The sequence below is a fragment of the Streptomyces sp. NPDC093795 genome (assembly GCF_044764665.1).
Classification (GTDB): domain Bacteria; phylum Actinomycetota; class Actinomycetes; order Streptomycetales; family Streptomycetaceae; genus Streptomyces.
The window spans coordinates 32,319-53,719 of sequence record NZ_JBIWIO010000012.1 but is presented as its reverse complement, the minus strand read 5'-3'; the positions used below and the strand labels follow the sequence as shown (position 1 = coordinate 53,719).

Annotated in this window: 18 protein-coding genes and 4 tRNA genes; 12 read left to right on the top strand and 10 right to left on the bottom strand. The window is 70.8% G+C overall.

The genetic code is table 11. The features are described from left to right. Window positions 1-6 precede the first annotated feature (6 nt). Window positions 7-795, top strand: coding sequence for a sterol carrier family protein (locus tag ACIRB7_RS28240; RefSeq protein WP_403603831.1), 789 nt, complete (start codon window positions 7-9; stop codon window positions 793-795). 85 nt (window positions 796-880) lie between these two features. Next, complete coding sequence (locus ACIRB7_RS28235; RefSeq protein ID WP_403603830.1) at window positions 881-1,693, top strand: META domain-containing protein; 813 nt, start codon at window positions 881-883, stop codon at window positions 1,691-1,693. 29 nt (window positions 1,694-1,722) lie between these two features. Here ACIRB7_RS28235 and ACIRB7_RS28230 read toward each other — a convergent pair whose 3' ends face one another. Both ACIRB7_RS28230 and ACIRB7_RS28225 read right to left on the bottom strand, forming a co-directional pair. Next, window positions 1,723-3,117: a sulfatase gene (locus ACIRB7_RS28230; protein ID WP_403603828.1), complete on the bottom strand. Its 1,395-nt coding sequence runs from the start codon at window positions 3,115-3,117 to the stop codon at window positions 1,723-1,725. A gap of 65 nt (window positions 3,118-3,182) precedes the next feature. Next, a complete protein-coding gene (locus ACIRB7_RS28225; protein WP_403603826.1) occupies window positions 3,183-3,275 on the bottom strand; it encodes a putative leader peptide in 93 nt (30 codons plus the stop codon). Window positions 3,276-3,625: 350 nt separating this feature from the next. On the opposite strand from ACIRB7_RS28225, the gene purF reads away from it, so the two are divergent. Both purF and purM read left to right on the top strand, forming a co-directional pair. Next, window positions 3,626-5,152 (top strand): amidophosphoribosyltransferase, encoded by a 1,527-nt coding sequence (gene purF / locus ACIRB7_RS28220; protein ID WP_403603824.1) that lies wholly within the window; start codon window positions 3,626-3,628, stop codon window positions 5,150-5,152. Window positions 5,153-5,210: 58 nt separating this feature from the next. After that, complete coding sequence (gene purM, locus ACIRB7_RS28215; protein WP_403603822.1) at window positions 5,211-6,284, top strand: phosphoribosylformylglycinamidine cyclo-ligase; 1,074 nt, start codon at window positions 5,211-5,213, stop codon at window positions 6,282-6,284. A gap of 169 nt (window positions 6,285-6,453) precedes the next feature. Here purM and ACIRB7_RS28210 read toward each other — a convergent pair whose 3' ends face one another. Further along, window positions 6,454-6,708 carry a DUF3073 domain-containing protein gene (locus ACIRB7_RS28210; RefSeq protein ID WP_403603820.1) on the bottom strand — a complete coding sequence of 85 codons (255 nt, stop codon included), beginning with the start codon at window positions 6,706-6,708 and terminating at the stop codon, window positions 6,454-6,456. Window positions 6,709-7,098: 390 nt separating this feature from the next. Continuing rightward, complete coding sequence (locus ACIRB7_RS28205; protein ID WP_403603818.1) at window positions 7,099-8,190, bottom strand: Leu/Phe/Val dehydrogenase; 1,092 nt, start codon at window positions 8,188-8,190, stop codon at window positions 7,099-7,101. Window positions 8,191-8,345: 155 nt separating this feature from the next. Here ACIRB7_RS28205 and ACIRB7_RS28200 point away from each other — a divergent pair, with 155 nt between their 5' ends. Continuing rightward, on the top strand, window positions 8,346-9,212 hold the full coding sequence (locus tag ACIRB7_RS28200; protein ID WP_403603816.1) for a hypothetical protein: 867 nt from the start codon (window positions 8,346-8,348) through the stop codon (window positions 9,210-9,212). A 580-nt stretch (window positions 9,213-9,792) separates the two neighbouring features. Next, window positions 9,793-9,999, top strand: coding sequence for a developmental transcriptional regulator BldC (bldC, locus tag ACIRB7_RS28195; protein WP_003949541.1), 207 nt, complete (start codon window positions 9,793-9,795; stop codon window positions 9,997-9,999). Between the two features lie 330 nt (window positions 10,000-10,329). Here the strand turns inward: bldC and ACIRB7_RS28190 are convergent, their stop codons facing one another. The 3 genes from ACIRB7_RS28190 to hrpA all read right to left on the bottom strand — a co-directional run bounded on the left by ACIRB7_RS28190 (window position 10,330) and on the right by hrpA (window position 14,814). Continuing rightward, window positions 10,330-10,590, bottom strand: a complete 261-nt coding sequence (locus ACIRB7_RS28190; protein ID WP_403603814.1) for a DUF6274 family protein — start codon at window positions 10,588-10,590, stop codon at window positions 10,330-10,332. Window positions 10,591-10,717: 127 nt separating this feature from the next. Then, window positions 10,718-10,791: transfer RNA gene (locus tag ACIRB7_RS28185), tRNA-Asp, on the bottom strand. An 84-nt stretch (window positions 10,792-10,875) separates the two neighbouring features. Further along, on the bottom strand, window positions 10,876-14,814 hold the full coding sequence (hrpA, locus tag ACIRB7_RS28180; protein ID WP_403603812.1) for an ATP-dependent RNA helicase HrpA: 3,939 nt from the start codon (window positions 14,812-14,814) through the stop codon (window positions 10,876-10,878). A 123-nt stretch (window positions 14,815-14,937) separates the two neighbouring features. Between hrpA and ACIRB7_RS28175 the strand changes: the two genes are divergently transcribed. Genes ACIRB7_RS28175 through ACIRB7_RS28165 form a run of 3 tightly spaced genes read left to right on the top strand, consistent with a single transcriptional unit; the run spans window position 14,938 to window position 16,991 of the window. Next, window positions 14,938-15,342: a hypothetical protein gene (locus tag ACIRB7_RS28175; RefSeq protein ID WP_403603810.1), complete on the top strand. Its 405-nt coding sequence runs from the start codon at window positions 14,938-14,940 to the stop codon at window positions 15,340-15,342. A gap of 57 nt (window positions 15,343-15,399) precedes the next feature. Continuing rightward, on the top strand, window positions 15,400-16,146 hold the full coding sequence (locus ACIRB7_RS28170) for a DsbA family protein (protein ID WP_403603808.1): 747 nt from the start codon (window positions 15,400-15,402) through the stop codon (window positions 16,144-16,146). Then, a complete protein-coding gene (locus tag ACIRB7_RS28165) occupies window positions 16,143-16,991 on the top strand; it encodes a cytochrome c biogenesis CcdA family protein (protein WP_403603806.1) in 849 nt (282 codons plus the stop codon). The genes ACIRB7_RS28170 and ACIRB7_RS28165 overlap by 4 nt, the downstream gene beginning before the upstream one ends. A gap of 98 nt (window positions 16,992-17,089) precedes the next feature. Here the strand turns inward: ACIRB7_RS28165 and ACIRB7_RS28160 are convergent. The 3 genes from ACIRB7_RS28160 to ACIRB7_RS28150 form a co-directional block, all read right to left on the bottom strand. Beyond that, a tRNA-Phe gene (locus ACIRB7_RS28160) sits at window positions 17,090-17,163 on the bottom strand. Window positions 17,164-17,185: 22 nt separating this feature from the next. Beyond that, window positions 17,186-17,259: transfer RNA gene (locus ACIRB7_RS28155), tRNA-Asp, on the bottom strand. A 39-nt stretch (window positions 17,260-17,298) separates the two neighbouring features. After that, a tRNA-Glu gene (locus ACIRB7_RS28150) sits at window positions 17,299-17,371 on the bottom strand. A gap of 104 nt (window positions 17,372-17,475) precedes the next feature. Here ACIRB7_RS28150 and ACIRB7_RS28145 point away from each other — a divergent pair. The 3 genes from ACIRB7_RS28145 (at window position 17,476) to ACIRB7_RS28135 (ending at window position 21,228) form a co-directional block, all read left to right on the top strand. Further along, on the top strand, window positions 17,476-17,826 hold the full coding sequence (locus ACIRB7_RS28145) for a metallopeptidase family protein (protein ID WP_187622110.1): 351 nt from the start codon (window positions 17,476-17,478) through the stop codon (window positions 17,824-17,826). A 241-nt stretch (window positions 17,827-18,067) separates the two neighbouring features. After that, window positions 18,068-18,727, top strand: a complete 660-nt coding sequence (locus tag ACIRB7_RS28140; protein ID WP_403603804.1) for a hypothetical protein — start codon at window positions 18,068-18,070, stop codon at window positions 18,725-18,727. Between the two features lie 197 nt (window positions 18,728-18,924). Next, a complete protein-coding gene (locus tag ACIRB7_RS28135; protein ID WP_403603802.1) occupies window positions 18,925-21,228 on the top strand; it encodes a DEAD/DEAH box helicase in 2,304 nt (767 codons plus the stop codon). The last annotated feature ends 173 nt before the right edge of the window (window positions 21,229-21,401 follow it).

The following is a 21,401-nucleotide window of genomic DNA, read 5'->3' as shown; positions in this document are numbered from 1 at the left end:
GCCCCCATGCCACCGGCCAAGAAGCGCACCCGCGGTTACGACTCCGCCAAGATCAGGACCGCCGTGCTCGCCCAGTTCGGGCACGTACGGGAGGCGGTCGGGGCGCTGACTCCCGAGCAGCTCGACGGGCCGACCCGGCTCGGTGAGTGGACCGTACGGGACCTGGCGGCGCACCTCGCGTGGATGGTCGACTCGGTGCCGCAGCTCCTGGCCATGCCGGAGCGCGGCGGGGACCGGCTCGCCCTGCTCGACTGGCCGTTCGTGACCGCCGGCGCGTCCGAGCGGATCGACGCGCACACCCGTGGCATCGACGCCTCCGACCTGCCGGGGCTCTACGCGCGCGTGGCGGACGATTTCGGCAAGGCGGTGGCGGGCGCCGCCGACGAGCGGCTCCTGCCGGTGAGCTTCGGCGCGATGTCCCTCGCCGATTTCATGGTCACCAGGACCGTCGAACTCGTCGTCCACACCGACGACCTGAACGCGGCGACCGGCGCCGCCGTCCCGTACGACCGGCAGGCCCTCGCCGCCTGCACCCGGCTGCTCGCCGACACCCTCGCGGCGAAGGCCCCGGGCGGGGCGGTCGAGGTGCGAATCCCGCCGTACGCGGTGGTGCAGTGCGTGGAGGGCCCCCGGCACACCCGGGGCACCCCGCCGAACGTCATCGAGACGGACCCGCTGACGTGGATCAGGCTGGCGACCGGCCGGGCCGAGTGGGCCACGGAGCTCGACGAGGCCCGGGTCCGCGCGAGCGGCGAACGCGCCGACCTGAAGGGGCTCCTGCCCCTGATGGGCTGAGGCGCGGTCGGCGGTTCAGGACCGGACACGCCCTGGCCCCGCCCGGGCCCTGGAACCGGACGGCGGGCTTCTCCGTCACACCTGCATGCCGAAGCCACGCGCACTCCTCGCCCTGGTTCCCCTCCTCCTGCTCACCGCCTGCGGTACGGAAGGAGGCGGCGGCTCCGGTGCGGACACCGTCTCCCCGGACCTGCCGGTCACCGGCACGCACTGGACGGTGGACGCCGTCACGGTCGACGGCCGCAGGTCCGCCGCCCCGGACGGCGCCCGCGTCGACTTCGTGGAGAACGGCCGTGCCCGGGGGAACAGCGGCTGCAACTCCTTCGGTGCCGCCGTCGCCGTGAACGGCGACACCCTCACCGTCACCCCGCAGGAAGTCACCGAGATCGGCTGCCCCGCCGACCGGCAGCGCTTCGAGCAGGAGCTGATCAAGGCCTTCTCCGGCAAGCTCAAGGGGAAGATCGAGGGGGAGAGCTTCACCCTCGACTCCCCCGACGGGCGCGGTGGCCTGGAGCTGACCGCCGAACCGGCCGCCCCGCTGCGCGGCACCACCTGGAAGATCGACGGCCTCCTCTCCAAGGACACCGCGGCCTCGCTGCCCGCAGGCAGCGGGGGCAAGGCGCGGATCGTCATCGGCGCGGACGGACGGGTCACCGGCAACCTCGGTTGCAACAACTTCTCCGCGACCGCCCGCACCGACGAGAAGGCCCGCACACTCACCGTCGACGGCCCGGCCGCCACGACCCGCATGATGTGCGCGAGCCCGCAGATGACGCTGGAGACGAAGCTGTACGAGCTCCTCGACGGCCCGCTCGACTACCGCCTCGACCACCGCACGCTCACCCTCACCGACGCCTCGGGCGAGGGCTTCACCGCGGTCGCGGACGGCGCTCGGTAAACGCCGTCCACCGCGGTCGCGGACGGCGCTCAGTAGCGCAGCAGCCCCGCGTCGATCCGTTCCCAGGCCGTCCGCAGCGAGGCGGTGAGACCGGGCTCGGCGGTGGCCAGGTCCGCCTGCTCGCGGGCGTCCCGGCCGAGGTGGAAGAGCTGGTCGCGGCCGGCCTTGCCCCGGTAGTACTTCCAGTCGCCCCGGCGCAGGGCCCGCTCGCCCCGCACCCGCCAGAACAGGTCCCGCTCGGGGACCTCGTGGCCGCGCAGCAGGTGCCCGGCGAGGCTCGTGCCGTCGAGGGGGAAGGCGGGGTGCGGGCGGGCCCCGGCCAGTTCGAGCAGGGTGGCGGTCCAGTCGGGGGTGAAGACCGGGAGGCGGCTGACCTGGCCGCCGTCGATCCGGGCCGGCCAGCGCAGGATCGACGGGACGCGGATGCCGCCCTCCTGGAGGGAACCCTTGTGGCCGGAGAGCGGCCAGTTGTAGGAGAAGCGTTCGCCGCCGTTGTCGCTGGCGAAGAAGACGAGGGTGTCGCGCTCCTGGCCGGAGCGGCGCAGGGCGTCCAGGACCGTGCCGATCGACCGGTCGAGGTCCTCGACCATCTGTCCGTACTTCTCGATCGAACCGCCGTCCTGGTGCCAGAGGGCACGCCCGTCGCCCGCCTTGATGCGGCGGGTGATCTCGTCGCTCGTCTCCTTGTCGCCGTCGGCGACCCAGGGCCAGTGCGGGGTGGTGAAGTTCAGGTTGAGGAGCCAGGGCCGGTCGTGGTCGCGGCCGATGTACTCGCTCGCCCGCTCGGTGAGGATCCGGGTGTAGTAGCGCAGGTCCTTGTACGGGGCGTCGCCCTCGTAGAGGTCGTACTCGCCGCCGAGGCCGAGCTTCGAGTAGTACTCCAGGGCCCCGCCGAAGTTGCCGAAGAACTCGTCCCAGCCGGATCGGGTGGGGGAGTAGTCGGGGAGGTAGCCGCAGTGCCACTTGCCGATGAGGGCGGTGGCGTATCCGGAGTCGCGGAGCAGCGAGGCGAGCGTGGGGTGGGTGGGCTCCAGGCCGGCGGAGCGGTCGGCGATGGGTTCGGCGAGACCGCCCTTCGTACGGCCCGGATAGCGGCCGGTGTAGAGGCTGAAGCGGGTCGGGGAGCAGGTCGCGGAGCCGGAGTAGGCGTCGGTGAAGCGGACGCCCTGGCGGGCGAGCCGGTCGAGGTTCGGGGTGCGGATGTGCGGTGAGCCGTACGAGGAGAGGTCGGCCCAGCCGAGGTCGTCGCCGAGGACGAAGAGGATGTTGGGCCGCCGGGAGTGGCGGCGCGGGCTCGCGGCCCGGAAATCGCGCTCCTCGGGCGGCGCGGGCCTGGCGTGCGCGGGGGTGGCGCCGAGGGCCGCGGCGGCCGCGGCTCCGGCAGCGGCACCGCCGAGGGCACGGCGGGACAGGGGTGTGGACATGCGGGGTCTCCAGACGGAGGCAGAGACAGGTGGGGAAAGGGGAGGGGGAGGTCCGCGAAGGGCGGTCAGACGCAGCGACAGGCCGCGCTCGCGACACGGACGAGGTCCACGTGTCGGCGCTGGACGAGGGTGACCGACTGGTCACGCAGGGGCTGCATGGGGCTGGAGCTTCGTCCAGTCCCCGCGTACCTGTCAACGACCGTCTCGTACCCCGGGACGAGTGTGGCGGGGGCGTTGCGGCGGTGTTTCCAGGCCCGTGAACGAGCCGGGAACGCCCCGGAAACCCCCCGGGAACGCCCCGGGATTGCGAACTCCGTCACATCGCGAGGGCGCTCCGGGGCTGGTACGAGCGTCCGCTCTCCGCGGGGCCCGGGGCCGGATCCCTTACCGCGCCTGGTTCGTAGGCCTCTCCAAGCCGAAGATGATCAACTCGTATGTTCACACGAGTGCCGACGCCTCGGATTTCGCCAATTCGGACCAGTGGTCGAGCCCGTCTACACTCGGAAACGTGCCACGTGGTGACGGTCGACTCAATCACGACCTGCTTCCCGGAGAGAAAGGCCCCCAGGACGCTTGTGGCGTCTTCGGTGTCTGGGCTCCGGGTGAAGAGGTCGCAAAGCTCACGTACTTCGGGCTCTACGCCCTCCAGCATCGGGGCCAGGAATCCGCGGGAATCGCGGTCAGCAACGGCTCCCAGATCCTCGTCTTCAAGGACATGGGCCTCGTGTCCCAGGTCTTCGACGAGACCTCTCTCGGTTCCCTCCAAGGTCATATCGCGGTCGGTCACGCCCGCTACTCGACCACCGGGGCGTCCGTGTGGGAGAACGCGCAGCCGACGTTCCGGGCGACCGCCCGGGGCTCGATCGCGCTCGGCCACAACGGCAACCTGGTGAACACGGCGCAGCTCGCCGAGATGGTCGCCGACCTGCCCAAGAAGGAAGGCCGCACCACTCGTGTGGCGGCCACCAACGACACCGACCTGCTCACGGCGCTCCTCGCCGCCCAGGTCGACGAGGACGGCGAGCCGCTCACCATCGAGCAGGCCGCCGCGAAGATCCTCCCCGACGTCCGGGGTGCCTTCTCCCTCGTCTTCATGGACGAGCACACGCTCTACGCGGCCCGTGACCCGCAGGGCATCCGCCCGCTGGTCCTCGGCCGTCTCGAGCGCGGCTGGGTCGTCGCGTCGGAGTCCGCCGCCCTCGACATCTGCGGCGCCAGCTACGTCCGCGAGGTCGAGCCGGGCGAGCTGATCGCGATCGACGAGAACGGCATCCGTACCTCGCGATTCGCGGAAGCGAAGCCCAAGGGCTGTGTCTTCGAGTACGTGTACCTGGCCCGCCCGGACACCGACATCGCCGGCCGGAACGTGTACCTCTCCCGGGTGGAGATGGGCCGCCGCCTCGCGAAGGAGGCGCCCGTCGAGGCCGACCTGGTCATAGCGACGCCGGAGTCCGGAACCCCGGCCGCGATCGGCTACGCCGAGGCCTCGGGCATCCCCTTCGGCGCGGGCCTGGTGAAGAACGCCTACGTCGGGCGCACCTTCATCCAGCCCTCCCAGACCATCCGCCAGCTCGGCATCCGGCTGAAGCTGAACCCGCTCAAGGAAGTCATCAAGGGCAAGCGCCTGGTGGTCGTCGACGACTCGATCGTCCGCGGCAACACCCAGCGCGCGCTCGTCCGGATGCTCCGTGAGGCCGGCGCGGCCGAGATCCACATCCGGATCTCCTCGCCGCCGGTGAAGTGGCCCTGCTTCTTCGGCATCGACTTCGCCACCCGCGCGGAGCTGATCGCCAACGGCATGTCGATCGACGAGATCGGCAAGTCGCTGGGCGCGGACTCGCTCTCGTACATCTCCCTCGACGGGATGATCGAGGCGACGACGATCCAGAAGCCGAACCTCTGCCGTGCCTGCTTCGACGGCGAGTACCCGATGGAGCTGCCGGACCCGGAGCTGCTCGGCAAGCAGCTCCTGGAGACCGAGCTGGCAGCGGGACCGGCGGCCACCGCGGCCTCCGACGCCCTCCGTCGCCCGTAAGAACCCGCTGCGACCCGCAGTACGGCGAGCAGTACGACGACACGAAAGCTCTGAACCCATGTCTCAGACCACCGGTGCCAGCTACGCGAGCGCGGGCGTCGACATCGAAGCGGGCGACCGCGCCGTCGAACTCATGAAGGAGTGGGTGAAGAAGACGCAGCGTGCGGAAGTCGCGGGCCTTGGCGGCCTGGGCGGCTTCGCCGGCCTCTTCGACGCCTCCGCCCTCAAGCGTTACGAGCGTCCGCTGCTCGCCTCCGCCACCGACGGCGTCGGCACGAAGGTCGACATCGCCCGTCAGATGGGCGTGTACGACACGATCGGCCACGACCTGGTCGCGATGGTCATGGACGACATCGTGGTCTGCGGCGCCGAGCCGCTCTTCATGACCGACTACATCTGTGTCGGCAAGGTCCACCCCGAGCGGGTCGCCGCCATCGTCAAGGGCATCGCGGAGGGCTGTGTCCTGGCCGGCTGCGCCCTGGTCGGCGGCGAGACGGCGGAGCACCCGGGCCTCCTCGGCCCGGACGACTTCGACGTCGCGGGCGCGGGCACGGGTGTCGTGGAGTACGACCGGCTGCTCGGCGCCGACCGTATCCGTACGGGGGACGCGGTCATCGCCATGGCCTCCTCCGGTCTTCACTCGAACGGGTACTCGCTCGTCCGGCACGTGGTCTTCGACCGCGCCGGCATGACCCTCGACCAGCAGGTCGAGGAGCTCGGCCGGACCCTGGGCGAGGAGCTCCTGGAGCCCACGAAGATCTACTCGCTCGACTGCCTGGCCCTCACCCGGACCACGGACGTCCACGCGTTCAGCCACATCACGGGCGGCGGTCTCGCGGCCAACCTGGCCCGGGTGATCCCGGACGGCCTGCACGCCACGGTGGACCGTTCGACCTGGGCGCCGGGCGCGATCTTCGACCTGGTCGGCAAGGCCGGTCAGGTGGAGCGTCTGGAGCTGGAGAAGACCCTGAACATGGGTGTCGGCATGATGGCCGTCGTGCCGGGCGACTCCGTGGACGCGGCCCTGACGACCCTCGAGGACCGGGGCGTCGAGGCCTGGGTCGCGGGCGAGATCACCGAGCGCGGGGCGCACACGACCGGCGCGGAACTGGTCGGGGACTACGCCAAGTAGTCACCAGCGGTACGAGGTCCGCGGGGCGCTCCTGAGGGGCGCCCCGCAGGCGTTCCTCGGGGTCCGCCCGTACGGCCGGTCGCCCCGTACGCCAGGCCGCCCGTACGCGGACAGCACAGAAACCCGGCCGGGTGTCCCCGGCCGGGTTTCTGTGATGCGATTCAGAAGGTCAAGCGCGACGCGGGGACGACGCGGGGCCGGACTGGTCGTCCTCGTCCTCGTCGTCCTCGTTGTAGAGATCCGCGTACTGGGCGTACGGGTCGTCTTCCTCGTCGTCGTCCTCGAACGGCTCGCCATTCGGCGGCTGGCTCGAAGTCGAAGCGCCCAGCTCATTGGCCAGACGCGTCAGGTCCGTCCCGCCGCTGCTGTACTTCAGCTGGCGGGCGACCTTGGTCTGCTTGGCCTTTGCCCGGCCGCGCCCCATGGCTCGACCCCCTCGGTGACGGGGCTCGGTGGCCCCAGAGTCTTGACACGCGTTCATGAGTCGGAACGGACTCTCGACAGAGAGACCGGTCCGTAGAGCTTCAACGGTACCTGTTTCCGCGGGTCTACGGTACGCCGCGCGCATCACATACCCCGGTACAGAACCATCGAGGTGCCCTTTCCTCGCTGGTCAATCGCGATTTTAACCTCTTCTGGGGGGCCGACCCGCCGACGGGCGTGAGCGAAGTCTCCCCGCGGACGCCGTGCGGATGCCGTACGGGCGCCGTACGGACGTCGTGCAGACCTCACGCGGACCGCACACGGACATCACACCAACGTCGCACCAACGTCACGCAGGCGGCCCGGTGCCGGGCCGGCCCCCTCGTACGGCTCAGGCGCGCCGCGCCTCCGCCATCCGCTGCTCGGCGATCCGGTCGGACGCCGCGGCCGGCGGAATTCCGTCGGCCTTCGCACGTGCGAAGATTTCGAGAGTGGTGTCGAAGATCTTCGTCGCCTTCGCCTTGCACCGGTCGAAGTCGAAGCCGTGCAGCTCGTCGGCCACCTGGATCACGCCACCGGCGTTCACCACGTAGTCGGGCGCGTAGAGGATCCCGCGCTCCACGAGGTCCTTCTCGATGCCCGGGTGGGCGAGCTGGTTGTTGGCCGCGCCGCAGACGATGCTCGCGGTGAGGAACGGCACGGTCTCCTCGCTCAGGGCGCCGCCCAGCGCGCAGGGCGCGTAGATGTCCAGACCCTCGACGCGGATCAGGGCGTCGGTGTCGGCGACCACGGCGACCCCCGGGTGCTTGTCGGTGATCCGGCGCACCGACTCCTCGCGCACATCGGTGATCACGACCTCGGCGCCGTCCTCCAGGAGGTGCTCGACGAGGTAGTGGCCGACCTTGCCGACACCCGCGACGCCGACCTTGCGGCCGCGCAGGCTCGGGTCGCCCCACACGTTCTGCGCGGAGGCGCGCATGCCCTGGAAGACGCCGAAGGCGGTGAGGACGGAGGAGTCGCCGGCGCCGCCGTTCTCGGGCGAGCGGCCGGTGGTCCACGTGTTCTCGCGGGCGACGACGTCCATGTCGGCGACGTAGGTGCCGACGTCGCAGGCCGTGACGTACCGGCCGCCGAGGGAGGCGACGAAGCGCCCGTAGGCGAGGAGGAGCTCCTCCGTCTTGATCTTCTCCGGGTCGCCGATGATGACGGCCTTGCCGCCGCCGTGGTCGAGACCGGCCATGGCGTTCTTGTACGACATCCCGCGGGCCAGGTTCAGCGCGTCGGCGATGGCCTCGGCCTCCGTGGCGTACGGGTAGAAGCGGGTGCCGCCGAGGGCGGGGCCCAGGGCGGTGGAGTGGAGGGCGATGACGGCCTTGAGGCCGGTGGCGCGGTCCTGGCAGAGCACGACTTGCTCGTGGCCACCCTGCTCCGAGTGGAACAGAGTGCGCAGTACGTCAGCAGGAACGCCGGTCACATCGGTCACGGTGGTGACTCCCAAGTACGAAGCGGCGGGTTCGGCCCTCCCTGCGGGTGGGGGAGGACCAGTTCGGCAAGAGAGTAAGTCCTACCTGTGCGTAGATCGGCCTCAGTGCTCAGGATCACCCCCTCCCGGAGTACCTCCGTGGAAGGATTCGCGACATGTCGGTCGCCTCCTCGGTCCTCGTCCCCTACGCGTCCTATCTGCGGGTGTACGAGCCGCTGACCGCGTTCCCCGAGCCGGAGCGGACCCACTGGGCCCGGTACGCGCGCCGGCCGCGGACCCCGGGGGCGCAGGAGGAGCTGCGGCGGTCGCTCGCGGACCTGCTGCCGACGCCCCCGGTGCCGGTGCCGGTCCACGAGAGCGCGGAGGCCTTCGTCGCGCATCTGGACGGGGTGGTGGTGATCTGCCCGTGGCGGACGCGGCTGCGCGCGTGGCTGGCGGTGGAGGAGCTGGTGGCCGAGGGGTATCCGGGTCTCGTGCTCGACGCGATGCTGCCGCCGGTGGTGCGGTCCCAGGTGGCGAGCGACTACGAGCGGTGGCTGCCGCGGAACCCGGACGCGCGGCCGTGGATCCGTACGGCGGTCTGGCACGTGCCGCTGCGCTGGTTCGCGCTCTTCGGGGACGAGGACCGGCATTACGAGCCGGGAGAGCCGCGAGAGCCGGGGGCGCCCCGGGGCGCGGCGCCGGTGCTGCGCTACCGGACGACGATGGCGCAGGCGCGCCGGCGGCTTGCGAGGGCGCTGCGGGCGCTGCGGGAGTCGATCGACGAAGGTCCCATGACGGAGGGGCTCGTCGAGGTGGGCCGCTGGCTGGAGGAGTTCCATCCGCGGGCGCTCGTGGAGCTGGACTTCGGCGGCCTCGTGCACGCGGTCACGGAGGAGTGGCTGGCCGAGGACCGGTCGGCGGCGCAGATGGCGGAGGGGATCGCGGCGCTGCGGGCCGGCGACGGCGAGGCGGCGAGCGAGGCGTACGGGCGGCTCGCGGAGCGCTGGCGGGCGGTCAGGGACCTGCGCTTCGCGAATTGACATCACTCGGGCATCTTCGTCAGGTCGGTATCGACAAGACATGTCCGGCCGGTGTAAATGATCTTCAGGGATGTCCGGATCCCGCCTGCCGAATGTTGTTGGTCGGGGGCGCGGGTCCTTCGGCACCCGTCGGGCGGGGCCATTGGTCCCGATCCGGGCCTTTGGCTCAAGCGTGACGGACAGCACGTAACGCACCCTTGCGCCCATCGCCCACCCTCGTGCCAAAATAGGACAAGGAGTCCGGGGAGGGTTCCTTCCGTCCATCTATGGGCGGATCGCTCGACATTGCACTCTATGGGGGGTCTGGGGACTCCTGATCACTCTGTGACTGATCGTCACAGGCGTGTGACTGTCCGTTATGGCATGGTCCATCGACTTCCGCCGCTGATGAACACCTGCGAGGGCAATTCCATCGGTTTGGCCGACGTGGCTGGACGGATGGTGTAGTTGTAGTGCCGAGGACAAGCCGTTCGTCCTATAACCGACTCGGCCCGCTTCTGCCATTTCGGGCAACGCGGGTCAAGGTGCAGAATTTAGAGGAAAGAACCGAGAAGGTTCGGTTCTCCCGAGGAGGCCGCTCATGACCGCTCGCACCCCTGATGCCGAGCCGCTGCTGACCCCTGCCGAGGTTGCCACGATGTTCCGTGTGGACCCGAAGACGGTGACCCGTTGGGCGAAGGCAGGGAAGCTCACGTCCATCCGCACCCTGGGTGGACACCGCCGCTACCGCGAGGCCGAGGTTCGCGCGCTGCTGGCGGGTATTCCGCAGCAGCGCAGCGAGGCCTGAGGTCGCGCTGACACCCCGCAGTACCCCGTAACACCGGGCCTGTCCGGATCCCCCAATCCGGTCGCCCACCCATAGCTCTGCCGACGGATTCCTGCCCCAACAGGCCTTCGTCAACGGTCGCGCTGGACTCCGCCGGGTCCGGCGCGATCTTCTTTTGTGCCCGGCGCCACTCTCCGGAAGCCGGTGCAATTGCACATATTAAATTGGGCCGGTGTAGGAAGGGTGTAAGTGAAGCGGTTTCTGAAACTGCCTCAGTGACTCCCGTCACACCGGCGAAGGCTTGCCAAGAACAGCCTCCCACTTGCCGGGACGCTCCCAACCCGCCGTTGGTCATGGGTCGGTAGGGCTTTCGTCCTCAGTGGCCGCAGCCGGCCCCTCCGGCCTCTCCGGGCTCTCCGGCGACTCCTCCGGCCCCTCCGGCCCCTCCGGCCACCCCTCCGGCCCCTCGGGCTCCGGAGACTCCATCGTGAGCCGCAGGAGGCGGTGACAGACCACGCAGTGGCGCGTGAGGTGTCCGTAGCGCGACGCGGCCGCCAGATGGGCGCGCAGCAGTGCTCGTGTGTCGTGCCGTGCTGCGGACGCCGCGGCCATGCGCGACCACCTCCGGTGTGGGCCCCCGATCCCCTGATGTCCGGGGTACCGGCGGGCGCCTGGCCCCGTCAAGACACGGGAACACAACGAAAGGCCCGCATCGTGTGATGCGGGCCTTTCGGTAAAGCGAACCTGACGGGACTTGAACCCGCGACCTCCACCTTGACAGGGTGGCGAGCTAACCAACTGCTCCACAGGTCCTTGGTTGCGGCCCCTCGTGAGCGGCTGCAAGAAAGACTGTACAGCAGGTCAGCGGTCCGGTCGAACTCGCCGCCGGGCAGGCGCTCAGGGAGCCGCCGCGTCGATGGCCTTCACGATTCGCTTGTCCGAGACGGGGTACGCGGTGCCCAGCGCGTGCGCGAAGTAGCTCACCCGCAGCTCCTCGATCATCCAGCGGATGTCGGTGACCTCGGACGGCACCGGGCGCCCCTTCGGGAGCTGTTCGAGGAGCCAGGCGTACTCGTCCTGCATCTCCTGGACCTTCTCCATCCGGGTGGTGTCCCGCTGAACCCCGGTCGGCATCTGCTGGAGCCGACGGTCCACCGCCACCAGGTAGCGCATCAGGTCCGGGAGCCGCTTGAGCCCCGTACGGGTGACGAAGCCGGCCGGCATCAGCCAGGCGAGCTGCGTGCGCACATCGGTCAGGTTGGTGATCAGCGCCAGGCTGTTCGTCGACTTCAGCCGGCGCTCGCAGGCCTGCCAGGCCGCCAGGATCTGCTGGACCTGGCCCACCGTCCGTACGGTGGTGTCCACGAGGTCCGCGCGGACCTTGTCGTACAGCTTCCGGAAGGACTCCTCGTCCCACGCCGGGCCGCCGTGGTCCGCCATCAGCTTGTCCGCGGCGGCGGTGGCGCAGTCGTCGAAGAGGGCCTGGATCGAGCCGTGCGGGTTCGAGGACAGGGCCAGCTTCTGCTGGTTGGTCAGCTTGTCCGAGGCGAACTTCGCCGGGTTCACCGGGATGTTCAGCATGATCAGCCGCCGGGTGCCCCGCCACATCGCCAGTTCCTGCTCGGCCTCCGTGTCGAAGAGCCGTACGGCGACGGTCGCGCCCTCGTCCACGAGCGCCGGGTACGCCTTGACCGGCTGCCCGCCCCGCTTGGTCTCGAAGACCTTCGTGAGCGTCCCCATCGTCCAGTCCGTGAGCCCCGTGCGCTCCAGGGAGGGCCCGGAGCCGTCCGGGCCGCCCGTGGCGGCCGCCGCGGCCTGGGAGAGCGCCTGACGGGCCTTCGGACGCAGTTTCAGCCGCAGGGTCTCCAGGTCCTTGTCCTCGGCGAGCTTCCTGCGCCGCTCGTCGACGATCCGGAAGGTCACCTTGAGGTGCTCGGGGACCTTCGCCCAGTCGAAGTCCTCGGCGGTGACCGGGACCCCGACCATCCGCTGGAGCTCGCGGGCGAGCGCGCCCGCCAGCGGCTCCTGCACGGGGACGACCGCGTCCAGGAAGCGGGTCGCGAAGTTCGGCGCGGGGACGTAGTGCCGGCGGATCGGCTTCGGCAGGGAGCGGATCAGCTCCGTGACGACCTCGGCGCGCAGACCCGGGATCTGCCACTCGAAGCCCTCGTCCGTGACCTGGTTCAGCACCTGGAGCGGGACGTGGACGGTCACACCGTCGGCGTCCGCGCCGGGCTCGAACTGGTACGTCACCCGGAACTTCAACGGACCCTGACGCCAGGAGTCCGGATAGTCGTCCTTGGTGACCCCGGCGGCCTTCTCGTTGATGAGCATCTCGCGCTCGAAGTCGAGGTACTCCGGCTCCTCATGGCGCTTGTGCTTCCACCAGGAGTCGAAGTGGGCTCCGGACACGATGTGTTCGGGGACGCGCTTGTCGTAGAAGTCGAAGAGCGTCTCGTCGTCGACGAGGATGTCCCGGCGGCGGGCCCGGTGCTCCAGCTCCTCGACCTCGGTGAGCAGCTTGCGGTTGTCCGCGAAGAACTTGTGGTGGGTGCGCCAGTCGCCCTCGACCAGCGCGTTCCTGATGAACAGGTCGCGGGAGACCTCCGGGTCGATCCGGCCGTAGTTCACCTTGCGGTCGGCGACGATCGGGACGCCGTACAGCGTCACCTTCTCGAAGGCCATCACGGCCGCCTGGTCCTTCTCCCAGTGCGGCTCGCTGTACGTCTTCTTCACCAGGTGCTGGGCGAGCGGCTCGATCCACTCCGGCTCCACGCGCGCGTTGACCCGGGCCCAGAGCCGCGAGGTCTCCACCAGCTCGGCGGACATGACGAAACGCGGGGGCTTCTTGAAGAGCGCCGAACCGGGGAAGATCGCGAACTTGGCGCTGCGGGCGCCCAGGTAGTCGTTCTTGGCGCCCTCCTTCACGTCCTTCATGCCGATGTGGGACAGCAGACCCGCGAGCAGGGAGACGTGCACGGACTGCTCCGGCGCGTCCTCCTCGTTCACGTGGATGCCCAGCTGCTTCGCGACCGTCCGCAGCTGCGCGTAGATGTCCTGCCACTCGCGGATCCGCAGGAAGTTCAGGTACTCCTGCTTGCACATCCGCCGGAAGGAGCTGGAACCGCGCTCCTTCTGCTGCTCGCGGACGTACCGCCACATGTTCAGGAAGGCGAGGAAGTCACTCGTCTCGTCCTTGAACCGGGCGTGCTGCTGGTCGGCCTGCGCCTGCTTCTCCGCCGGCCGCTCACGCGGGTCCTGGATGGAGAGCGCGGCCGCGATCACCATGACCTCGCGGACACAGCCGTTCTTGTCGGCCTCCAGGACCATCCGGGCGAGGCGGGGGTCGACGGGCAGCTGGGCGAGCTTCCGGCCCTGCTGGGTCAGCCGCTTCTTCGGATCCTTCTCCGCCGGGTCGATCGCGCCCAGCTCCTGGAGGAGCTGCACGCCGTCCCGGATGTTCCGGTGGTCCGGCGGGTCGATGAAGGGGAACTTCTCGATGTCGCCGAGGCCGGCCGCGGTCATCTGGAGGATGACGGAGGCCAGGTTCGTCCGGAGGATCTCCGCGTCCGTGAACTCCGGCCGGGAGACGAAGTCGTCCTCCGAGTACAGCCGGATGCAGATGCCGTCGGACGTACGGCCGCAGCGGCCCTTGCGCTGGTTGGCGCTGGCCTGGCTGACCGGCTCGATCGGCAGCCGCTGCACCTTGGTCCGGTGCGAGTAGCGGGAGATTCGGGCGGTGCCCGGGTCGATCACGTACTTGATGCCGGGGACGGTCAGGGACGTCTCGGCGACGTTCGTGGCGAGGACGACCCGGCGGCCCGAGTGCGCCTGGAAGACCCGGTGCTGCTCGGCGTGGCTCAGACGGGCGTAGAGGGGGAGGACCTCGGTGCTCCGGAGGTTCCGCTTGAGCAGCGCGTCCGCGGTGTCCCGGATCTCGCGCTCACCGGAGAGGAAGACGAGGACGTCGCCGGGGCCCTCCGACTGGAGCTCTTCGACGGCTTCGCAGATCGCGGTGATCTGGTCCCGGTCGGACTCCTCGCTGTCCTCTTCGAGGAGGGGCCGATAACGAACCTCGACCGGGTACGTACGGCCGCTGACCTCGACGATCGGGGCGTCCCCGAAGTGCCGGGAGAACCGCTCCGGGTCGATGGTCGCGGAGGTGATCACGACCTTCAGGTCGGGGCGCTTCGGAAGGAGCTGGGCCAGATAGCCGAGCAGGAAGTCGATGTTGAGGGACCGCTCGTGGGCCTCGTCGATGATGATCGTGTCGTACGCGCGCAGCTCGCGGTCCGTCTGGATCTCGGCGAGCAGGATGCCGTCCGTCATCAGCTTCACGAAGGTCGCGTCGGGGTTCACCTGGTCGGTGAAGCGGACCTTCCAGCCGACGGCCTCGCCGAGGGGAGTGCGGAGTTCCTCCGCGACGCGCTCGGCGACCGTGCGGGCCGCGATCCGGCGGGGCTGGGTGTGCCCGATCATGCCCCGGACGCCCCGGCCGAGCTCCAGGCAGATCTTCGGGATCTGGGTGGTCTTTCCGGAGCCCGTCTCACCGGCGACGATCACGACCTGGTGGTCGCGTATCGCCTCCAGGATCTCGTCCTTCTTCTGCGAGACGGGCAGCTGCTCGGGGTAGGTGACCGCGGGCACGCGGGAGGCGCGCCCGTCGACGCGCTCCTTGGCCTTGGCCGCCTCGACGGCGATCTCGTCCAGGACGGCCGCGCGGGCCTCGGGCTTGCGGATGCGGCGGGCGCCTTCGAGACGGCGGCCGAGCCGGTGCGAGTCCCGCAGCGAGACCTCGGCCAGGACGGACTGGAGGGCGGCGAAGGAAGTAGACATACGGAATCCAGGATCGCACCTGTGGCCGAGAAGCGGCGAACCGATTTACGAGCGGCCGCGGCGGCGGTCGCACGCGGGGTGCGTACTATTTCGGGCACGTCGACCGGACCGGAGAGGTTTCGCATGTTCTGCACCACCCGCGCGCCGGCGGCGTTCGCCGCCCTCGCGGGACTGGTGCTGGCCCTCCTGATGTGCGGCGCGGGAGCGGGAGCGTCGGCCGAGGCCGGCGCGGGTACGGGAGCGGGTGCGTCGGCCGAGGCCGGGGCCGCGCCCGCGGGGGTTCCGCCCCTGATGGGCGCCGCCGTACCCGGCTGCGATCCCGGTCACCCCGCCGACGAAGGCGCCGCCGGCCCCGTCGTACCACCGCGTGCGCAGGGCTTCGCGGAGCTCCTGCCCGCGCTCGCCGCCGACCGGACGCCGTGCGGGGACCGGCACCCGGACCCGGACGGACGGGCCGCGTCGCCGGGACGTGAGCCACCCGCGCGCGTACCGCCGTCTCCCGTGGAGCTCTCGGTCCTGAGGGTGTAGACGGACGGCCGCCCTCCGTCCGTCTCTTCCGTCCCGCCCTTCCAGGAGCACTTCCGCATGTCCAGAACCAAGCCGGTCCTCCTCGTCGCCGGTGTCGCCGTCGCCGCCGCACTGCTCGGCGTCGTCTCGTTCACCGCCACCAAGCCCTCGTCCCCCGGCGTCTCCGGCTCCTCGGCCGTCGCCGAGGTGTCCGCCGACCCCTCCGCCGGCGTCTACCCCGAGCTGGAGGCCTACGCCCGCCGTGACGCCTCCGACAAGCTCGCCCTCGGCCGCGCAGACGCGCCCGTCGTCCTCATCGAGTACGCCGACTTCAAGTGCGGCTACTGCGGCAAGTTCGCCCGGGACACCGAGCCGGTCCTGATCGAGAAGTACGTCGACAAGGGCGTCCTCCGCATCGAGTGGCGGAACTTCCCGATCTTCGGCGAGGAGTCGGAGGCCGTCGCCCGCGCCTCCTGGGCGGCCGGGCAGCAGGGCCGGTTCTGGGAGTTCCACAAGGCGGCCTACGCGGAGGGCGCCAAGGAGAAGGGCTTCGGTAAGGACCGGCTCGCCGCCCTCGCGAAGGAGGCGGGCGTCCCCGACGCGGCCCGGTTCACGAAGGACACCGACGGGGCCGCGGCCCGCGCGGCCGTCCGCGAGGACCAGGAGCAGGGGTACGCCCTCGGCGCCACCTCCACCCCGTCCTTCCTGATCAACGGCCGGCCGATCGCCGGCGCCCAGCCCCTCGAGACCTTCACGGAGACGATCGAGGCGGCGGCGGAGAGCGCCGCCGCGAAGTCCGCGAAGTCCTCGAAGGGCAAGCCGTGACCTCGGGCATCGGCTACTTCGCCGCGTTCCTCGGCGGGCTGCTCGCCCTCCTCAGCCCGTGCAGCGCCCTGCTCCTGCCCGCCTTCTTCGCGTATTCGATCGACACGCGCGCGAAGCTGGTGGCGCGGACCGGCATCCTCTACGCGGGTCTGGCGACCACCCTCGTCCCGCTCGGCGCGGCCGGCTCCTTCGCGGGCCGCCTCTTCTACGGCCACCGGGACCTCCTCGTCACCGTCGGCGGCTGGCTGATCGTCGACCTCGGCGTCCTCCAGATCCTCGGCCTGGGCTTCGCCTCCCGCCGGATCGCCGAGGCGAGCGGCCGGATCCGGCCCACGTCGGCGCTCTCCGTCTACGCCCTCGGCCTGGTCTACGGCCTCGCGGGCTTCTGCGCGGGCCCGATCCTGGGCAGCGTCCTGACGGTGGCGGCGCTGAGCGGCAGCCCGGCGTACGGAGGGCTGCTCCTCGCCGTGTACGCGCTCGGCATGGCGGTCCCGCTGTTCGTCCTCGCGCTGCTCTGGGAGCGGTACGACCTGGGCCGGCGGCGTTGGCTGCGCGGCCGGCCGCTGCGGGTGGGCCGTCTGACCCTCCACTCGACCTCGCTGCTCTCGGGTCTGTTCTTCGTCGCCCTCGGCGCGCTGTTCCTGGTCTTCGACGGGACGACCGCGCTGCCGGGCCTGCTGTCGGTGGACGACTCGTTCGCGGTGGAGCAGCGGGTGGCGTCGCTCGGCCGTGCGGTCCCGGACTGGGCGCTGCTCGTCGCGGTGGTGGCCGTGGTGGCGCTGGTGCTCGCGGTGCGGGGCAGGCGGGGGAGTCGTACGCGTACGGGGGAGGGCGAGGGGGTGTGACGGTACGGGGGAGGGGCGCGGGCCCCTCCCCCGTAACCCCGCCTTTTCTCCGGACACACGACGAAGGCCCCGTTCTCTCGAACGGGGCCTTCTGTTTGTGGCTGGGGCCGGGGTCGAACCGGCGACCTATCGCTTTTCAGGCGATCGCTCGTACCAACTGAGCTACCCAGCCACGAAGCTGTTTCCAGCTTCAGCGACTCTGACGGGACTTGAACCCGCGACCTCCACCTTGACAGGGTGGCGAGCTAACCAACTGCTCCACAGAGCCTTGCTATGTGCGAGAACTAGTCTCGCACACGGTGGTGCGTACCCCCAACGGGATTCGAACCCGTGCTACCGCCTTGAAAGGGCGGCGTCCTGGGCCACTAGACGATGAGGGCTCTAGACCCACCATCGCGCTTCTCAGCGCGTCGGGGACGTCAGAAGCATATGGGATCCCGGCCGCTATCGCCAAAACGGTTTCCCGGCGGGGGAGAATGGGCGCGTGCTGGAGATGACGCGCGAGGAGTTCGAGGAGCTTGTCGCCGAGGCCCTGGACCGGATCCCGCCAGAGCTGACGCGGCTGATGGACAACGTGGCGGTGTTCGTGGAGGACGAACCGGCCCCCGACGACCCCGACCTGCTCGGGCTCTACGAGGGGACGCCGCTGACCGAGCGCGGTGAGTGGTACGCCGGAGTGCTGCCGGACCGGATCACGATCTACCGGGGGCCGACGCTGCGGATGTGCGAGTCGCGCGAGGACGTGGTCGCGGAGACGGAGATCACCGTGGTGCACGAGATCGCCCACCACTTCGGCATCGACGACGAACGGCTGCACGCGCTGGGCTACGGCTGAGCCGAGCGGTCGCGCGTCATGGCCCTCGGCTGAGCCGAGCGGCCTCGCGGGGCAGTGGTCCCTCGGGTCGCGGCCTCGTGGGGGCCGTGTCCCTTGTGGCGCCCGGGGAGTTGGGCAGCGTGACGCGTTCCGTTCCTGCCTGTTGTGTCCTGGAGGTGCCCCCGTGCGCCATTTGCCCACCCCGGTGAGATGGGCCGCCACCGCGCTGGCCGTCGCGGCCTGTGCCGGTCTGAGCGGCTGTATGAGTGTGAGTGACGACGGGGCGAAACCGGCGCCCGGCGCGTCCGGCGGGAAGCAGGGCGTGGCGACCGAGTCCGCGGGCGGTGACGCCGGAGCCCCGGGCGGCGACGGCGGCGCGGGGGACGGCCGGTCGGACGCGGGCGGCCCTGAGGCGGCCGGCGCGGGTACGGAGTCCCCGGTGCCGAGCGGCTCGCCTTCCGGCAGTGCGAAGCCCTCTCCGGGCGCGGCGCTGCCCGCGGAGGGTCCGGACGGCCGCGGCGGCCCGTCGAAGCCGCAGCCGACCGGCGGGGGCCATGACGGCCCGGGCGGCGGCGCGGGCGGCTCCGCGGGCAACGGGAACGGCGGGAGCGGCGGGAGCGGCGGGAGCGGCGACGGCGGGAGCGGCGGCGCGGGAGGCAGCGCCGGCGGATCCGGTGGATCGGGAGGTTCGGGTGGCGCGGGCGGGGGCGGGGCCACGCCGACGCCGGAGCCGACGGAGCCGAGCCCCGAGCCGACCCCGGAGCCGCCGGAGCCGACCCCCGAGCCGACGCCGGAGCCCACCTCGGACCCCACCGATTCGCCGAGCCCCGGGACCGGCACCCAGATGGGTGATGTGCGGGCGGCGGACGGGCCGGGAGCGCCGCCGGAGCCGACGGCATCTCCGCAGGTCGGACCGGTGTGACGGAGTCCGGTTTGCCATAGGTGGGGGAGGGTGCGTATGGTGGTAGATCGTTTGATCCCATTGCCCGGCGCCGACACAGAAGAGCGCCGTGTGGCGCGTACTCTCCCTAGCCGTGGCTGACCGCATTGAGGCGGTCGATTTGCGAATTCACGGAGTTACGGGCGCGTGCCGAGACTCCGGAAGGTTTCGCATTTCGCATGTCCATTTCCAGTTCTGACCACGCCGTCATGCCCGAGAACGACGAGATCGTCGAGACCGTAGAGGTCACCGAGATCGTTCACATCGAGGCCGGCGACATCGTCGACTCGGTCGACACCCTCGACTCGATCGACACCGACTCGACCGACACCGACGCGGACGACTCCGCCGAGGAGCCGTCCGAGCCCACCCTCACCTTCGGCGACCTCGGTCTGCCGGAAGGCGTCGTGCGCAAGCTCGCGCAGAACGGCGTCACCAGCCCCTTCCCGATCCAGGCGGCGACCATCCCGGACGCCCTGGCCGGCAAGGACATCCTGGGCCGCGGCCGTACCGGCTCCGGCAAGACCCTCTCCTTCGGTCTCCCCACCCTGGCGCAGCTGGCCGGCGGGCACACCGAGAAGAAGAAGCCCCGCGCGGTCATCCTCACCCCGACCCGTGAGCTCGCGATGCAGGTCGCGGACGCCCTCCAGCCGTACGGCGACGTGCTCGGCCTGAAGATCAAGGTCGTCTGCGGCGGTACGTCCATGGGCAACCAGATCTACGCCCTCGAGCGCGGCGTCGACATCCTCGTCGCCACCCCGGGCCGACTGCGCGACATCATCAACCGTGGCGCCTGCTCCCTGGAGAACGTCCAGGTCGCGGTCCTCGACGAGGCCGACCAGATGTCGGACCTGGGCTTCCTGCCCGAGGTCACCGAGCTGTTCGACCAGATCCCGGGCGGCGGTCAGCGCATGCTCTTCTCCGCCACCATGGAGAACGAGATCAGCACGCTGGTCAAGCGCTACCTGACGAACCCCGTCACGCACGAGGTCGACAGCGCGCAGGGCAACGTCTCGACCATGACCCACCACGTCCTCGTCGTGAAGCCGAAGGACAAGGCGCCGGTCACGGCCGCGATCGCCGCCCGCAAGGGCCGCACGATCATCTTCGTCCGCACCCAGCTGGGCGCGGACCGCATCGCCGAGCAGCTCCAGGACTCGGGCGTCAAGGCCGACGCGCTGCACGGCGGCATGACGCAGGGCGCCCGTACGCGCGTCCTCGAGGACTTCAAGAAGGGCTACGTCAACGCCCTGGTCGCCACCGACGTCGCCGCCCGCGGCATCCACGTCGACGGCATCGACCTGGTCCTGAACGTGGACCCGGCCGGCGACCACAAGGACTACCTGCACCGCTCGGGCCGTACCGCCCGAGCCGGCAAGTCCGGTGTCGTCGTCTCGCTGTCGCTGCCGCACCAGCGCCGCCAGATCTTCCGGCTGATGGAGGACGCGGGCGTCGACGCCTCGCGCCACATCATCCAGAGCGCCGGCGCCTTCGAGCCGGAGGTCGCGGAGATCACCGGTGCCCGGTCCCTGACCGAGGTCCAGGCCGACTCGGCGAACAACTCGGCCAAGCAGGCCGAGCGCGAGGTCGTCGACCTGACCAAGCAGCTCGAGCGCCTCCAGCGCCGTGCCGTCGAGCTCCGCGAGGAGGCCGACCGCCTGGTGGCCCGCGCCGCCCGTGAGCGTGGCGAGGACCCGGAGGCGGCCGTGGCCGAGGTGGCCGAGGCCGCCGAGGCCGAGGTCGCGGCGGCTGCCGTGGAGGCCGAGCGTGCCGCTCGCGTCGAGGAGCAGCGCCGCGAGGAGCGCCCGGCCCGCGACGAGCGGGGCAACTACGAGCGTCGTGGCGGTGACCGCGGTGGCTTCAACCGTGACGACCGTGGTGACCGCGGTGGCTTCCGTGGCGGCGACCGCGGTGGTGACCGTGGCGGCTTCCGCCGCGACGACCGTCCCTCGGGCGGCTTCCGTCGGGACAACGACCGTCCGTCCGGTGGTTTCCGTCGTGACGACCGTCCCTCCGGTTCCTTCAACCGTGACGACCGCGGTGGCGACCGTGGCGGCTTCCGCCGCGACGACCGTCCCTCGGGCGGCTTCCGTCGGGACAACGACCGTCCGTCCGGCGGCTTCAACCGCGACGACCGTCCGTCCGGTGGCTTCAACCGTGACGACCGTGGCGGCCGTTCCTTCGAGCGTCGCGACAACGACCGTCCGTCGGGTGGCTTCAACCGTGACGACCGTGGCGGCCGTTCCTTCGAGCGCCGTGACAACGACCGTCCGACCGGCGGTCACCGTGGCAGCGACCGTCCGTTCAACCGTGACCGTCGCGACGACCGCCCCGCCGCCGGCGGCGGCTTCCGCTCGGGCGGCGACCGCCCGTACGTCCGCCGTGACGACCACCGCGCCGGTGGCGACCACCGCGGCACCGGCTCGACCGGCGGCTCCTTCGGCCGCCGCGACGACAAGCCGCGCTGGAAGCGCAACGGCTGATCAGGCCTAGCGGCCTGGAGCACTGAGCAGGGCCCGTACGACACTTCGGTGACGTACGGGCCCTGCTCCGTTCCCGGCACGTATCCCGATCCCGTATCCCGTATCCCGTATCCAATATCCCGTCTTCCGTTCGACCGGATACGCTCAGCCGGTCGACGTGGGTGAGGAGTGCC